15 protein-coding genes are annotated in these 13,649 nt (G+C 67.2%); 6 read left to right on the top strand and 9 right to left on the bottom strand.

From position 1 onward, the window contains the following. The first annotated feature begins 298 nt into the window (after positions 1 to 298). The 3 genes from AB0280_RS10715 to AB0280_RS10705 all read left to right on the top strand — a co-directional run bounded on the left by AB0280_RS10715 (position 299) and on the right by AB0280_RS10705 (position 2,784). Positions 299 to 745, top strand: coding sequence for a hypothetical protein (locus AB0280_RS10715; RefSeq protein ID WP_366367221.1), 447 nt, complete (start codon positions 299 to 301; stop codon positions 743 to 745). 18 nt (positions 746 to 763) lie between these two features. After that, the gene (locus AB0280_RS10710) at positions 764 to 1,573 is read left to right on the top strand and encodes an SDR family oxidoreductase (RefSeq protein ID WP_366367219.1); all 810 of its coding nucleotides are present in this window, start codon (positions 764 to 766) and stop codon (positions 1,571 to 1,573) included. 86 nt (positions 1,574 to 1,659) lie between these two features. Then, a complete protein-coding gene (locus tag AB0280_RS10705) occupies positions 1,660 to 2,784 on the top strand; it encodes a glycerate kinase (protein WP_224024148.1) in 1,125 nt (374 codons plus the stop codon). Between the two features lie 13 nt (positions 2,785 to 2,797). On the opposite strand, the gene AB0280_RS10700 is transcribed toward AB0280_RS10705, so the two are convergent. Both AB0280_RS10700 and AB0280_RS10695 read right to left on the bottom strand, forming a co-directional pair. After that, entirely contained in the window at positions 2,798 to 3,460 is a 663-nt protein-coding gene (locus AB0280_RS10700; protein ID WP_307491284.1) for a DUF6766 family protein, read from the bottom strand. 2 nt (positions 3,461 to 3,462) lie between these two features. Beyond that, a complete protein-coding gene (locus AB0280_RS10695; RefSeq protein ID WP_159634599.1) occupies positions 3,463 to 3,981 on the bottom strand; it encodes a DUF6328 family protein in 519 nt (172 codons plus the stop codon). A gap of 220 nt (positions 3,982 to 4,201) precedes the next feature. Here AB0280_RS10695 and AB0280_RS10690 point away from each other — a divergent pair, with 220 nt between their 5' ends. From AB0280_RS10690 to AB0280_RS10680, 3 genes are all read left to right on the top strand, one after another. Further along, a complete protein-coding gene (locus tag AB0280_RS10690) occupies positions 4,202 to 5,101 on the top strand; it encodes an SDR family oxidoreductase (RefSeq protein WP_307491288.1) in 900 nt (299 codons plus the stop codon). 87 nt (positions 5,102 to 5,188) lie between these two features. Beyond that, positions 5,189 to 5,563 carry a hypothetical protein gene (locus AB0280_RS10685; RefSeq protein ID WP_307491289.1) on the top strand — a complete coding sequence of 125 codons (375 nt, stop codon included), beginning with the start codon at positions 5,189 to 5,191 and terminating at the stop codon, positions 5,561 to 5,563. Between the two features lie 227 nt (positions 5,564 to 5,790). Next, entirely contained in the window at positions 5,791 to 6,669 is an 879-nt protein-coding gene (locus tag AB0280_RS10680; RefSeq protein WP_159634589.1) for a glycosyltransferase, read from the top strand. A 14-nt stretch (positions 6,670 to 6,683) separates the two neighbouring features. Here the strand turns inward: AB0280_RS10680 and AB0280_RS10675 are convergent, their stop codons facing one another. Genes AB0280_RS10675 through AB0280_RS10645 form a run of 7 tightly spaced genes read right to left on the bottom strand, consistent with a single transcriptional unit; the run spans position 6,684 to position 13,639 of the window. Beyond that, entirely contained in the window at positions 6,684 to 7,571 is an 888-nt protein-coding gene (locus AB0280_RS10675; RefSeq protein ID WP_366367217.1) for a TolB family protein, read from the bottom strand. A gap of 8 nt (positions 7,572 to 7,579) precedes the next feature. Continuing rightward, on the bottom strand, positions 7,580 to 8,581 hold the full coding sequence (locus AB0280_RS10670) for a sugar phosphate isomerase/epimerase family protein (RefSeq protein WP_366367215.1): 1,002 nt from the start codon (positions 8,579 to 8,581) through the stop codon (positions 7,580 to 7,582). Positions 8,582 to 8,632: 51 nt separating this feature from the next. Further along, positions 8,633 to 9,811, bottom strand: a complete 1,179-nt coding sequence (locus AB0280_RS10665; protein WP_224024157.1) for a Gfo/Idh/MocA family protein — start codon at positions 9,809 to 9,811, stop codon at positions 8,633 to 8,635. Between the two features lie 56 nt (positions 9,812 to 9,867). Further along, positions 9,868 to 10,995: a Gfo/Idh/MocA family protein gene (locus tag AB0280_RS10660; RefSeq protein WP_224024159.1), complete on the bottom strand. Its 1,128-nt coding sequence runs from the start codon at positions 10,993 to 10,995 to the stop codon at positions 9,868 to 9,870. Continuing rightward, on the bottom strand, positions 10,992 to 11,744 hold the full coding sequence (locus AB0280_RS10655; protein ID WP_275181437.1) for a sugar phosphate isomerase/epimerase family protein: 753 nt from the start codon (positions 11,742 to 11,744) through the stop codon (positions 10,992 to 10,994). The genes AB0280_RS10660 and AB0280_RS10655 overlap by 4 nt, the downstream gene beginning before the upstream one ends. 42 nt (positions 11,745 to 11,786) lie before the next feature. Then, positions 11,787 to 12,677: a carbohydrate ABC transporter permease gene (locus tag AB0280_RS10650; protein ID WP_159634571.1), complete on the bottom strand. Its 891-nt coding sequence runs from the start codon at positions 12,675 to 12,677 to the stop codon at positions 11,787 to 11,789. Further along, positions 12,677 to 13,639, bottom strand: coding sequence for a carbohydrate ABC transporter permease (locus AB0280_RS10645; protein WP_159634568.1), 963 nt, complete (start codon positions 13,637 to 13,639; stop codon positions 12,677 to 12,679). Before AB0280_RS10645 ends, AB0280_RS10650 begins: the two co-directional genes overlap by 1 nt. Positions 13,640 to 13,649: the final 10 nt, after the last annotated feature.

Genomic DNA, 13,649 nt, shown 5'->3' with positions numbered 1-13,649 from the left:
CGTCCTTCCCCTTGACACGGGCCGGATCCCGAGGCTCCATGGTAAGTAGACTTACTAGTTAGCCCGAGGTGAAAGGAAGGCCACGCCAGCCGGGGGGACGGTTCTGCACCTTCGACTCCCGGACACACTGAATTTCCTCTACCAGCAACAGCAGCGACGGCATCCACCGAATGTCTTCCGGTTGGAAAATCCCAGCCCCGAAGACGCCCAAGCCGCACCCGCGCCCCAGCGCCGGCTGGTTCCGGACTACCCTCCGGTACCGCCACCGGCAGCAGGTGCAAGACCTACAGGAACCACCATGAGCAACCTCATTCCGTCCGGCGAACTCCGCCGGATGCTGCTGCCCCCCACCTACGGGCGGCACGTCACGCCAGCCACCGAATTCACCATTCTGTCCGTGGAGGTATGGGCCTCCGGGTTGGTGGTGAACATCCACCTTCCCTCGGATGACGCCCCCGAGCCCCGGCTCGTGCTCCAGGACCATTTCGGGACCGAATACACACTGCAGGAATCCGCCACCGTCGGGGCCCGCAACCTGCAGGTCTTCACCCCATCCGTGCCGCCGGGCACCAGGAGCCTGACCATCAGATCGGCTGACGACGCCGGCAGCAGGCCCGTGGTGACCTTCGCCGTACCCCTCATGGCCGTGCCCAAAGGCCGGCCAAACCTGGAGGCGGCAGGCCGCGGGGACTCTACTTCCGTGAGTGACGAGTCCTACGAGTCCGAGCTCCGCCGCCCTGCCTGACCTACAGAAAGGCCCGCCATGCCCGACACCAGCAACTTCGCGCCCACTGCCGCCATCGTCACCGCCTCCGACTCGGGAATCGGCAAGGCCACCGCTGTTGCGCTGGCCCGCGCCGGGATGGACGTGGGCGTCACCTGGCATTCGGACAAGGCGGGCGCGGAGGGGACGGCCGACGAGATCCGCAGCCTGGGGCGCAAGGCCGTGGTCCGCCAGCTTGACACCACCGAACTCCGCTCCGCTGCGGGCGTGATCGATGACCTCGCCGAGGAGCTGGGCGGCCTGGACGTCTTCGTCAACAACGCGGGGACGGGAACCAGCACCAAGTTCCTCGATCTGGGCATCGACGACTGGATGAAGATCCTCGACACGAACCTCAACGGCGCCTTTGTCTGCCTGCAGGCGGCGGCGCGGCGCATGGTCAAGGCCGGCAAGGGCGGCCGGCTGGTGGCGGTGTCCAGCGTGCACGAGTTCCAGCCGCGCGTGGGTTCATCCGCCTACGATGCCTCCAAGCATGGCCTGGGCGGCCTCATGAAAACGCTCTCACTGGAGCTGGGCCAGTACGGCATCACGGCCAACACGGTGGCCCCCGGCGAGATTGCCACGCCCATGACGGGGCAGGAGGACCAGGATCCGACGACGACGGCACGGCCCGGGGTGCCGCTCGGACGGCCCGGCCACGCGCGGGAGATCGCCGACGTCATCGCCTTCCTTGCCTCGCCGGCCTCCAGCTATGTGACGGGTGCGGCCTGGGTGGTGGACGGCGGCATGCTCCAGATGGGTCCGCAGGCGGGATCGCACCTCAGCGGCAATGAATGGCGCGAGGGATAGGCTGATCCGTCCGGCTGGGGGATCGCGCAGTCCGCATCGCGGAGATGGCAAGCGCTTTCCCGAGTGGTGCTGGCATGATGGAGCGCATGCGCATTCTTATCGCTCCGGACAAGTTCAAGGGGTCCCTGACGGCAGCTGAAGCCGCCGCCTCCATCGCTGAGGGGGCACTCCGGGTGTACCCGGACGCCGTCGCCACCCAGTTTCCCATCGCCGACGGCGGCGAGGGCACGCTGGAAGCGGCGGTGGCGGCAGGCTATGAGGAGCGGTTGAACGCCGTGGTGGGGCCAATCCTCGCCCCCCTTGGTGCCGCCTGGGCCATCCACAAGGCAGGCGACGGCAAGGTCACGGCGGTGATCGAAACGGCCCAGGCGTCCGGCCTGGCCGACATGGAGCCAATCCCGGCCAACGCCTTGCGCGCCCACAGCTATGGGTGCGGCCAGCTGATCGCCGCAGCCCTCGACGCCGGCGCCACCGAGATCGTCCTGGGGCTGGGCGGGTCCGCCATGACGGACGGAGGCAGCGGCGCCCTGCGCGCCCTCGGACTGAAACCTTTGGACTCAGCAGGAAACGTGGTGCCCCTGGGGGGAGGTTCGCTGGCCGACGTCACGGCGCTGGACACAAGCGGGCTGGACCCGAGGCTCTCCGCCACCACGTTCCGCATCGCCGTCGACGTCCGCAACCCGCTGTACGGGCCGTCCGGCGCTGCCCACGTCTTCGCCCCGCAGAAAGGTGCGGACCAGGACGCCGTGGAAATGCTCGACGCCGGGCTCCGCAACTGGGCGTCGGTGCTGCGGGAAGCAACGGGCCGGGACGTGAACGTCCCCGGCGCCGGCGCCGCCGGTGGCTTCCCGGCGTCGTTCCTTGCGTTCACCAACGCCACGCTGGAAGGCGGCTTTGCGCTGGTGGCGGGGCTGACCGGACTGGCTACCCAGCTGGACCAGGCGGACCTGGTGATCACCGGCGAAGGATCCATGGACTCCCAGTCGCTCACCGGCAAGGCGCCGATCGCACTCGCGAACGCGGCCCGGGACCGCGGCATACCCGTCATTGTGGTGGCCGGCAGGATCCTGGTGACTTTCGAGGACCTCGCCGGACACGGCGTGGTGGCCGCGGCCCAGCTGCTGGACGTGGCGTCGAGTCCGGAAGATGCCGTGGCAAACGCCGGCAAGTACTTGGCCTGGGCAACAAGCCAGGTACTCGAAGGGGCCTGACCGGCGCGGAACGTCAGGCACCGGTCTCGTAGTGGGGCTCGGCAACAGGCTTCGATTCCGGGGATCCCTTCTCCCGCAGGTATACCGACGCCCCTACCAGGACGCCGACGGCCAGGAACTCGCTCTGCCAGTTCTGGAAGGACTCGAACCAGAAGCGGCTGGTGCCCAGGTACTGCAGGAACGTGATGACGGGCTGGCCGTGGCTTTGCTGGTCCTGGTTGTACTCGTCCACGCCGCCGGCGGCGTGGAGGAGGAACGAGGCAAGGAACAACACGAAAAACAGGATCGACAGGGAGTGCTCGTAGACCTTGAGTGCCATGCCGCCGCGCCGGATCGGCCATGGGGTGGCGCTGCTGATACGCGCTTCCCGGGGGTCCTGGTCCTGAGGGGCCTTCCTGCCCATCGGCTTGGACTCGGATGAGCCCTTCTGGAACAGGAACACCGTGAGGACCACGTACATGCCCATCTGCAGGAACTCCGACTCCCAGTTCTCGAACGTGGCCTCAACGAAGGCGCCGGTTCCCAGGAACTGAAGTACGGATACCGCCGGCTCCCCATGGGCCTGCTGGTCTTCGCTGTACGACGCTGCACCGGAGAGGACCATTCCCACGAAAAATGCGAGGAACAGGCCCAGGTTGGCCACCAGCAGCCCGTGCTCTTTGGCCCACTTACGCATCCTCACTCCTTATCTTTGGCCGGGAGGATCCTCCCGGTGGCCCGTTTGTTCAGGCGAAGCGGAACGAACACCAGCATCACCACCATGACGCCCAGCAGCGCGCCACCCGCCATGACCCCGGCGGACCGGCCGGCCGCAACATCAAAGACCAGGGCGGCTGTTCCCGCGCTCAACAGGGCGATGCCGCCGAGGGCAATCTTGGTGATGGTGTCCGCGCTGGACACCAGCATTTCCTTCAGCCGTTTCCGGAAGAGCCGCCGGTGCACGCTGACCGGAAGGAGGATGAAGGCGGTGGTCAGGGCGGCAATCACCACGTTGGTGAGGTAGAGGCCAACTTCCCAGTCGTCCAGCTTTTCAAAGCGCTGCTGGAACGGCAGGGTCAGCAGGAAGCCGGCCAGGATCTGCACCCCGGTCTGGAGCACCCGCAACTCCTGCAGGAGTTCGGCCCAGTTGCGGTCCAGCTGCTCTTCGCGGGTCTCGTTCCGGCCCGTGCGGCCCGTGTAGTCCTCAACTTCGGACATCGGCGCTCCTTCCTTCCCGGCGGCGGTCCAAGTCTTCTTTCTACTCCTCCCGTACCCAGAAACAAGGCTGGCCGTTGCGCCCGCTACAACATTTGATAAGTTTACTGATTATTACCCGCGGTGGTGGACTTGGTCCGCTGCCCGGGATAGCTTCAAAGGGCCGGAGCACGGCGGAGCCCTTCTCTATCGACACAGGTCAACCGACAGCAGGCAGGCGGACATGAGCGACACCGACAAGCAGACAGACCAGCCGCAGGATCCGCGCGGCGGCTACCACTCGGGCCCCTTTCCCGAGCAGGAACAGAAGCAGCCCGGGCTCACGGCACCCATGGACCCCAAGCCGGACCACGGGGAGCTCAGCTACGAAGGACACGGCAAGCTCGAAGGCAAGGCCGCCCTCATCACCGGCGGCGACTCCGGCATCGGAAAGGCCGCAGCCATCGCGTTCGCCCGCGAAGGGGCCGACGTCGCCATCTCCTACCTGCCCGAAGAGGAAGACGACGCGCAGGACACCGCGGAGTGGATCCGCAAAACCGGGCGCCGGGTCCTCCTTCTTCCGGGCGACGGCCGTGAAGAGGAGTTCAGCACCCGCATCGTGGAGGAAACCGTTTCCGAATTCGGGCGGCTCGACGTCCTGGTGCTGAACGCGGCCTACCAGAAGAACCGGGAGAGCCTGGAGACGCTTCCCACCGAAGAGTTCGACCGGGTCTTCCGCACCAACCTCTATTCACTGCTGTGGTCGGCGCGGGCAGCCGTGCCGCACTTGAAGGCCGGGGCTTCGATCATCACCACGGCCTCCATCCAGGCCTTCAACCCGTCGCCGGAGCTCATCGACTACGCCATGACCAAAGCGGCGCAGGTGGCCTTCACCAAGGCCTTGGCCCAGGAGCTCGGCCCGAAGGGGATCCGGGTCAACGCGGTGGCCCCCGGCCCCATCTGGACACCCTTGATTCCCGCCACCGAGTGGCCGGACAAGCTCCCGTCCTTCGGCCAGGACACGCCGCTGGAGCGCGCGGGCCAACCCGCCGAACTCGCCGCAGCCTACGTACTGCTTGCTTCCGAGGACGGCTCCTACATCTCCGGCGCAGTCCTGCCCGTCACCGGCGGCAAGGGGCTCTAGGCGGCGCGCTCCAGGCAGTACCGGGGTTGTACCGCCCGGGCAGTATCAACAGACCAGCAACATCGGCAACGCACAACAGGAGGAAGCATGACGCAGGAAAACCAGCAGGCTGAACCCGAGTCGGCCCCGGGCGGCTACGGCACCCCCACCGCCGAGCAGGAGGCTGCCGGCACCCAGGGCGGCCAGCAGTCCAGCGGCGGCCAGCAGTCCGGCGGGGCTTCGTCGGCCGGCGCGGACACCAACGAACCGCAGTCGGGCACGGGCGGGAACCCCGTCCCGCACGACATGGACCTCCCCTCCAGCGCCGCGGAGATCGACGAGTCGAACGACGACTCCAAGGGCTCGGCGCCGGTCTCCTCGGAGTCCGGGCAGGAAGCCACGGGCATTCCGGACGGCAGCGGAAATGACCTTCCGCAGGAGAAGTCGCCGAACGATGACGACGAAAGCTTCGACGCCGGATAAGTCACCTGGCCCATGGCCCCCGTTTCCCCTGCCCGCTGCGGCAGCGGCAACGGGGGCCTTTGCCGTGCCCGCTGCTCCTCCTGCCGGCCCATTCCGGCGGTCCCCTGCAGTGGCATACATCCCGTCCGGCTGGGTACGGGACACGCGAAACCACATCAGCCGGCAGGCAGCAGAAGGCATCCCCTCCTGCCCGCCGGCGTCAATTTCGACGCCAGGAAGGTGGACCTGTGGGCAGGAGATCTTCGGAGCAGTGGGCGCGGCAGCCGGACCGGCCGGACAAAGTGGCGGTGGATGTCCTGGTGCCCACCTGCAACCGGCCGGCGGAGCTGGCCGTCACCCTTGCGGGACTGGCAGCGCAGCAGGAACCCGCGTTCGCCGTCGTCATCAGCGACCAGTCAGCGGGGCAGCCCGCGTGGGAACATCCGGCACCCGCAGCGATGGTGCGGGTGCTGGAGGCGCAGGGCCGGACCGTGACGCTGCTGCGCCACCTTCCACGGCGGGGACTGGCCGAACACCGGCAGTTCCTGCTGGACCAGTCCACCGCGGAGCAGTGCCTGTTCCTGGACGACGACGTTTGGCTGGAACCCGGCGCCCTGGAACGGCTGAGCCAGGCCCTCGCCGAGCTGCAATGCGGGTTTGTGGGCATGGCCCCGCAGGGGTTGTCCTTCCTGGACGATCCCCGGCCTGAACAAACAGCGGCCTTCTCAGCCTGGGAGGGCCCGGTGGCGCCGGAGCGCATCCGCCCGGGCAGCCCGGAATTCGAGCGCTGGCCGCTGCACAACGCCGCGAACCTCAGCCATCTCAGTGCCGAACTGGCCCTGCAGCCTGGCGACTGGGTGCCCTACCGCGTGGCGTGGCTGGGCGGCTGCGTGCTGTACCGCAGGGAGGCGTTGAACGACGCCGGCGGGTTCCGTTTCTGGACCAGCCTTCCGGCAGACCATGCCGGCGAGGACGTCGTGGCCCAGTGGCAGGTGATGGAACGGTACGGCGGGGCCGGAATCCTGCCGTCCGGCGCGGTCCACCTTGAAGCGCCCACCACCGTGACGGACCGGCGGGTGGAGGCGCACGACGTCGTCCTCAGGCAGGACTCCGCCGGGGCGCCCTAGTAGGCGTCAGGGCCTCAGGCTCCGCTCCCGGCTGCTCCCCACAGGGGGTACGCCACATACGCGAAACGGTCTGAAGCCGGCGACCAGCTGTTGACGTTCAGGGTGCCCTGGCCGCCGAAGACCGGCCAGGTGTGGAGCGGGGTGGTCCAGTCAGTGGTGGCGACGAGGACGACGTCGACCGGCAGGTCTGCCGGGTGGCCTTGCGTTCCGGCGGGGAAGCGGATGTAGCCGGCCAGGCGGCCGTCGGGGGAGAGATGCGGGAACCAGTCCACGGAAGCGCTGTCCACCAGCCGCTCGAACTGGCTTCCGTCGGTCCGGACGCGGGCGAGTTGGGCATGGCCGGGGAGGGTGGTGAAGGATTCCGTATTGAGGTACAGCCAGTCGCCGCCGGGCGAGTACTCGGGCCCGTCGCAGTGCCCGGGCCCGACGTCGACCCTGGCGGCAGCACCGCCGTCGGACTTTATGGTCATCAGGCGCCCCGGCCGTGTGAAGTCGCCGCCCTCAATCCCTACATATGCGAGCTCCGTGCCGTCGGGACTGACGCCATGCAGGAAATGGAAGGACCCGTCGTCGTCCGTGATCCTGGTGGCCTGTCCACCCGCCAGGGGCGCCCGGTAGATGTGTCCGTCCTCCCCGGACAGGAAGATGGTGTCGCCGTCCGGGGCCAGGACATGGTCGTTATTGAGCGCCGGGAGGCCCGTCAGCCGGATCCCGGCAAGGGATCCGTCCGCCAGGTCCAGTTTCCACAGGAGGCCGTCGCCGTTCAGGATCAGTGCGCGGCCATCGAGCGTCCAGTTAGGTGCCTCGAGGAGCATATTCCCCGTGGCGTATGCCAGTTCGAGCCCGCCGCCGGCCGAGGCAATCCAGACCTCGCACTGCTGGCCCGGCTGCAGGGCACGCATGGCGTGGATCAGTCCTTGCTGCTGAAGGCGGCGTCGAAGCTGGTTTGGGAGGCTGGGAAATCGTACTTCTTGAGCGCTGCCAGTGCTTCGGGGGCCCCGTGGAGGCGGTCCATGCCGGCGTCTTCCCATTCGATGCTGATGGGGCCGGTGTAGCCAATGGCGGCGAGGGCGCGGAACGAGGCTTCCCAGGGGACGTCGCCGCGGCCGGCGGAGACGAAGTCCCAGCCACGGCGGGGGTCGCCCCAGGGCAGGTGGGAACCCAGGACGGTGTTGCGGCCGGTTTGGCGGATCTTGGTGTCCTTGCAGTCCACGTGGTAGATCCGGTCCTTGAAATCCCAGATGAAGGAGACGGGGTCAATGCCCTGCCACATCATGTGGGAGGGGTCCCAGTTCAGGCCGAACGCTTCGCGGTGGCCGATGGCTTCGAGGGTGCGGACGGTGGTCCAGTAGTCGTAGGCGATTTCGGAGGGGTGGACTTCGTGGGCGAACCGGACCCCGGATTCGTCAAAGACGTCCAGGATGGGGTTCCAGCGGTCGGCGAAGTCCTGGTAGCCGGCGTCGATGACTTTTTCCGGGACGGGCGGGAACATGGCGACGTACTGCCAGATGGAGGAGCCGGTGAACCCGACGACGGTGTCCACGCCGAGGGCTTTGGCGAGCCGGGCGGTGTGCTTCATTTCCTCGGCGGCGCGCTGGCGGACGCCTTCGGGGTCGCCGTCGCCCCAGACCTTGGACCCGACGATGGCCTGGTGGCGGAAGTCGATGGGGTCATCGCAGACGGCCTGGCCCTTGAGGTGGTTGGAGATGGCCCAGACCTTGAGGTTGTACTTGTCCAGGATTGCCAGTTTGGACTCGACGTAGCCCGGTTCATCCCAGCGCCAGGCGTCCAGGTGGTCTCCGGAGACGGCGATTTCCAGGCCGTCGTAGCCCCAGCCGGAAGCAAGCTTCGCGACTTCTTCGAAGGGCAGGTCGGCCCACTGGCCGGTGAACAGGGTGAACGGGCGGGGCATTCGGGGCTCCTTGGCTTAAAGCTGGACTGGCGGGCGCTGCCGGGTCAGGCGTTAGTGGCGGACGACGGTGAGGGTGCTTTTGTTGGCGGCGGATTCCTCCACGGCGTTCAGGATGTGCTGGACGTTCAGTCCTTCTTCGAACGACGGCGAGGGCTGGGTTCCGTCCTTGATGGCGGTGAGGAAGTCGCGGATTTGGTGGGTGAAGGTGTGTTCCCAGCCGATGATGTGGCCCTGCGGCCACCAGGCTTCCAGGTAGGGGTGGCTGGGTTCGTTGACCAGGATTCGGCGGAAGCCCTGTTCCCGGACCGGGGCGGTGGCGTCCAGGAAGCCGAGTTCGTTGAGGTTTTCCAGGTCGAACAGGAGGCTGCCCTTGTCCCCATAGATCTCGATCTGGAGGCTGTTTTTCCGTCCGGTGGCCACCCGGGAGACCTCCACTGAGGCGATGGCCCCGGAGGTGAGGGACAGCGTGGCCCAGGCGGCGTCGTCGACCGTGACGTCCTCGGTGCCGTTCTTGCCGGGGCGCTGGTCCACGAAAGTGTTGAGCCGCCCGGACACCTCGGTGACCTGGTCGCCGAGGAGGAACAGGACCTGGTCGATTGCGTGGGAGGCGATGTCGCCCAGGGCACCGGACCCGGCGGTTTCCTTCCGCAGCCGCCAGGTCATGGGTGCCTGGGCGTCCGCGAGCCAGTCCTGCAGGTACGCGGCCCGGACGTGCCGGACGGTGCCCAGCCGGCCTTCGGCGATCAGTTCCTTCGCGAGGGCCAGGGCCGGGACGCGGCGGTAGTTGAACCCGATCATCGACTGCACGCCCCGGGCCCTGGCTTTGGCTGCGGCGGCGGTCATGAGTTCGGCTTCGGCCAGGGTGTTGGCCAGGGGTTTTTCCACCAGGACGTGCTTGCCTGCCTCCAGCGCGGCGATGGCGATCTCCGCGTGCATCCAGCCCGGGGCGCAGATGTCCACGATGTCGATGTCATCGCGGGTGATCACCGTGCGCCAGTCCGTTGCCGATTCGGCCCAGCCATACCTTTCCGCGGCCTCCGCGACCGCGGTGGCGTCCCGGCCCACGAGGACTTTCTGCTCGAAGGCCGGGACGTCGAAGAAGCTGGCCACATTCCGCCACGCATTCGAGTGGGCCTTGCCCATGAAGGCATAACCGATGGCTGCCACGCCCAGCGGGCGCGAAGCCGGTCGGGAGGCCGGGGGTTCGGAGGGGTGTGCGGGTGCGGTCATGGTGCGTTCCTGCGTGCTTCCTGCTGGCTGGACTACGTGCTGGATTACTTGCTGGATCAGAGCGTGGCGGTTTCCGGCGCCCAGTCCTCGGGGAGGGCGGGGGATGCCGGGGCTGAACTTTCAACGTTCACGAACGTGCCGGAATCGACGGACTCCGAGATCGAGACCATCGTGTCCAGGACGTGGTACGCCAGTTCACCCGTGGCACGGTGCTTCACACCGGCGCGGAGGGAGCGGGCCATGTCCAGGACACCCATGCCGCGGCCGTTGGCGGGCCCGGTGGCGGGAACCGTGGTCCAGTCCTCGTCGCCGGCACGCCAGAGCTTGATGTCTCCGGTGAAGTAGTTGGGGTCCGGCAGCGAAATGGTGGCTTCCGTTCCGGTGATCTCCACGAAACCCATCCGGGTCCGGGGGGATTCGAAGGAGAAGACGCTGTGCGAGGAGGCACCGGATTCGAACTGCGCCATGGCGGAGACGTGGGTGGGCACCTCGACGGTGAACTCCTCGCCTGCCTTGGGTCCCGAACCGATCACACGCACGTCCTTGGACTTGGAACCGACGGCGGCCACCTTGCGGATGGAGCCGAAGGCCTGGACCAGGGTGGTCAGATAGTAGGGGCCCATGTCGAACAGCGGGCCGGCGCCGTGCTGGAAGAGGAAGGCCGGGTTCGGATGCCACGACTCCGGGCCGGGGGTCTGGAACGTGGTCATTGCGGTCAGCGGCGTGCCGATGTCGCCGCGCTGGATCAGGCGCAGCGCCGTTTGGATACCGGCGCCGAGGAAGGTGTCCGGCGCGCAGCCCAGCCGGATGCCGGCGGCGTCGGCGGTCTTGAGCAGGCCCAGGCCGGATTCGCGGTCCAGGGAGAACGGCTTCTCCGTCCAGACGTGCTTGCCCGCGTTGACGGCTGCGGTGGCCACCTCCACGTGGGCTGCGGGGATGGTCAGGTTGACGATGATTTCGACGTCGGGGTGGTTCAGGGCCTTGTCCACGCCTCCCCACTCAGGGATGCCGTACTCCTTGGCGCGGGCTTCGGCGGCGTCCTCGAAGAGGTCGGCGATGACGTGGACCTTGAGGTCGGGGAACGCCGTGAGGTTGTCCAGGTATTGCTTGCTGATCACGCCGGCGCCGATGACGCCGACGCCCACCGGGCCGCTGCGGGCCGGCGTGCCGGCGGGGGTGCTCATGCGTTGGCTCCTTCGGCTGCGGTGTTGCTCTCCAGGAAGGCGAGGCTCTGGGCGATGCCCTCGAAGATGTCGCCGTCGTAGTCGTCAAACTCCACCACGCCTACCTCGAGGGACTGCGCGGCGGCGATGACGTCCATGACCGGGACCTTGCCCTGGCCTGCCGGACGCTGGGCCTTGTTGTCCTTGTTCAGCGGGCCATCCTTGATGTGGATGAACTTCACGCGGCCGCCGAGCTTGGTGAGGATGTCGATCGGGTTCTGGCCGCCGACGGCCACCCAGTAGGTGTCCACTTCGAGGACCAGTTCCGGGTCCAGCAGGGACTCGAAGTACTCCAGGGCGGTGCGGCCCTCGATGGTGGACTCCAGCTCCCAGGCGTGGTTGTGGTAGCCAACCCGGATGCCGTACCCGGCGCCCTTCTTCGCCGCGGCGTTGAGCTTGGCGGCGGTCGCCTGGATGTCCTCCGCCTTCTGCCAGTGCTCGGCGGGCAGGAACGGATCGATGACCGTGGTGATGCCCAGTTCCTTCGCGGCGGCGAAGATTTCGTCCTGGTCCTGGCTCATCAGGGGCGCGTGGCCGGACGGCGCGGTGAGGCCGTTTTCCTTCAGGGCGGCGCCGAGTTCCTTGGCAGTGGCCACGAAGTTGTAGGGCTCAACCTGGGTGTAGCCGATTTCGGCGACTTTCCGGATAGTGCCCGGGAGGTCCTCCGCGATCGCGTTGCGCAGGGTGTAGAGCTGAAGTGAGTAGGACATGGGTTTCCTTAGCGTTCTGTTGTGAATCGAAGTGGACTGCGGTCAGCGGCCGGCGAGCGAGCCGCCGATGCCGCCGACGCTGAAGTATTTGTTCAGCGTGGCGAAGACGATGACGGGCGGGAGCATCATGACCACGGCCAGGGCCATGACGGATGTCCAGTCCGTGGCGTTCTGCTGGAAGAAGGACTGCACGCCCATGGGAAGGGTGAAGATTTCGTTCGAGCGCAGGAACACGATGGCTACGAGGTAGTCGTTCCAGGCCAGGAGGAAGGCGAAGATCGCGGTGGAGAGAACGCCGGGAAGGGAGTTCCGGAGGACCACCTTGGTGAACGAGCCGAACACGGAGCACCCGTCGATCCAGGATGCTTCCTCGAGGCTGATGGGGATGGAGTCGAAGTAGGCGGCCATCATCCAGGTGGCCACGGTCATGGTGGAGCCGACGTAGATGATGGTCAGGCCCAGGAGGTTGTCCACCAGGCCCATGCCGGCGAACAGGATGAACAGCGGCACCACGGAGGTGATGATGGGCAGCGACTGCATGACGAACAGCAGCAGCGAGTACCCGGACACCGCCTTGCTGCGGCCGCGGGAGAGGACGTAGCCGGCAGGGGCGGCAACAGCCACGGAGACCACCACGGTGGACAGGGTGGTGACCAGGCTGTTCTTCAGCCAGGTGGCGGCCAGGGTCTTGGAGAAGACGTTGCCGAGGTTTTCAAACGTCAGGCCGGTGGCAGTGCTGTTGGGTCCGGGCGTGAAGGCCAGCAGCACGGTGACCATGATGGGCACCAGCACGATCCCCGTGATGATGAGGATTGCGGCGAAGCGCCACCAGCGGCCGCGCTGGCCCGCTTCGGAGAGGACCCTGCGCCGCTTGCCGGCGTCGATGCCGAGCGCGGGGCCGGATTCGGGATGGGCGTGGAGGACTGCGCTCATTATTCGACGCTCGACTTTCGGATCTGGCGGTACAGGATGACCGAGATGACCACCAGGGTCATCGTCATGAGGAAGGCGATGGCCACGCCGGGGCCGGTGGCGAAGTCCTGGAACACGGTCCGGTAGGCCAGGACCACCAGGGAGGTGGTGGCATTGACCGGGCCGCCGCCGGTGAGCAGGTAGATGGTGGGAAAGTCGTTGACGCAGAAGATGGTCATCAGGATCCAGCTGATGTAGGTGGAGCGGGCGATCAACGGCAGGGTGATCTGGGTGAACTGCTGCCAGCGGCTGGCGCCATCCATGCTGGCTGCCTCATAAACGGTGGTGTCCACCGAAGCCAGGGCGGCCGAGATCATCATCATCATGAACGGGAAGCTGACCCAGACCTTGAACACCATCACGGTGATGGAGGCCAGGGTGGGATCGGCCAGGAAGAGTGGCGTGCCCATGCCCAGGTTCCGGAACAGCGACGGGATCAGGCTGTCCGGGGTGGCCACCAGCCAGTTCCAGGCAGTGGAGGACACCACGATGGGCACCACCCAGGGCAGGAGCAGCAGGACCTTGAAAGTGCCGCCGCCGGGGATCTTGGTGCGCAGGAGCAGGGCCAGGCCCAGCCCCACCAGCCAGGACCCGAAGACGCCCACGATGGTGAACCACAGCGTGAACTGGGCAGCTTTCCAGAACGCCGGCGAGGTCAGGACGGTGGCGAAGTTCTGGCCCGCCACGAAGTTGCCGGTCTGGAGCAGGTCTCCGTCGTGCGTCGCCTGGATGGCGGCGTAGATCAGCGGGTAGCCGTGGATCAGGACGAGGAGGACCACGGAGGGGAGCAGGAGCCAGAAGAACGTCCTGGTGGCCTGCGCGGAGAGCTTGCTTTTGCGTTTTCCGGGGACGGCCCCGGACCCGCCGGGGGCAAGCCCGCGGCGGGCCCGGCTTAGGCCGGACTGGGTGGTGGTGCTGGACATGGGCGCTCGG

Source organism: Pseudarthrobacter sp. 902506025 (assembly GCF_040702325.1).
In the GTDB taxonomy this organism is placed as follows: Bacteria; Actinomycetota; Actinomycetes; order Actinomycetales; family Micrococcaceae; genus Arthrobacter.
The sequence above is the reverse complement of the archived record's forward strand: the minus strand, read 5'-3'. Positions and strand labels throughout refer to the sequence as shown.

Bases quoted from the DNA above. Each gene is read 5' to 3' on its own strand.
- AB0280_RS10715 (WP_366367221.1), top strand. From the start codon at position 299: ATGAGCAACCTCATTCCGTCCGGCGAACTCCGCCGGATGCTGCTGCCC.
- AB0280_RS10710 (WP_366367219.1), top strand. From the start codon at position 764: ATGCCCGACACCAGCAACTTCGCGCCCACTGCCGCCATCGTCACCGCC.
- AB0280_RS10705 (WP_224024148.1), top strand. From the start codon at position 1,660: ATGCGCATTCTTATCGCTCCGGACAAGTTCAAGGGGTCCCTGACGGCA.
- AB0280_RS10700 (WP_307491284.1), bottom strand. From the start codon at position 3,460: ATGCGTAAGTGGGCCAAAGAGCACGGGCTGCTGGTGGCCAACCTGGGC.
- AB0280_RS10695 (WP_159634599.1), bottom strand. From the start codon at position 3,981: ATGTCCGAAGTTGAGGACTACACGGGCCGCACGGGCCGGAACGAGACC.
- AB0280_RS10690 (WP_307491288.1), top strand. From the start codon at position 4,202: ATGAGCGACACCGACAAGCAGACAGACCAGCCGCAGGATCCGCGCGGC.
- AB0280_RS10685 (WP_307491289.1), top strand. From the start codon at position 5,189: ATGACGCAGGAAAACCAGCAGGCTGAACCCGAGTCGGCCCCGGGCGGC.
- AB0280_RS10675 (WP_366367217.1), bottom strand. From the start codon at position 7,571: ATGCGTGCCCTGCAGCCGGGCCAGCAGTGCGAGGTCTGGATTGCCTCG.
- AB0280_RS10670 (WP_366367215.1), bottom strand. From the start codon at position 8,581: ATGCCCCGCCCGTTCACCCTGTTCACCGGCCAGTGGGCCGACCTGCCC.
- AB0280_RS10665 (WP_224024157.1), bottom strand. From the start codon at position 9,811: ATGACCGCACCCGCACACCCCTCCGAACCCCCGGCCTCCCGACCGGCT.
- AB0280_RS10660 (WP_224024159.1), bottom strand. From the start codon at position 10,995: ATGAGCACCCCCGCCGGCACGCCGGCCCGCAGCGGCCCGGTGGGCGTC.
- AB0280_RS10655 (WP_275181437.1), bottom strand. From the start codon at position 11,744: ATGTCCTACTCACTTCAGCTCTACACCCTGCGCAACGCGATCGCGGAG.
- AB0280_RS10650 (WP_159634571.1), bottom strand. From the start codon at position 12,677: ATGAGCGCAGTCCTCCACGCCCATCCCGAATCCGGCCCCGCGCTCGGC.
- AB0280_RS10645 (WP_159634568.1), bottom strand. From the start codon at position 13,639: ATGTCCAGCACCACCACCCAGTCCGGCCTAAGCCGGGCCCGCCGCGGG.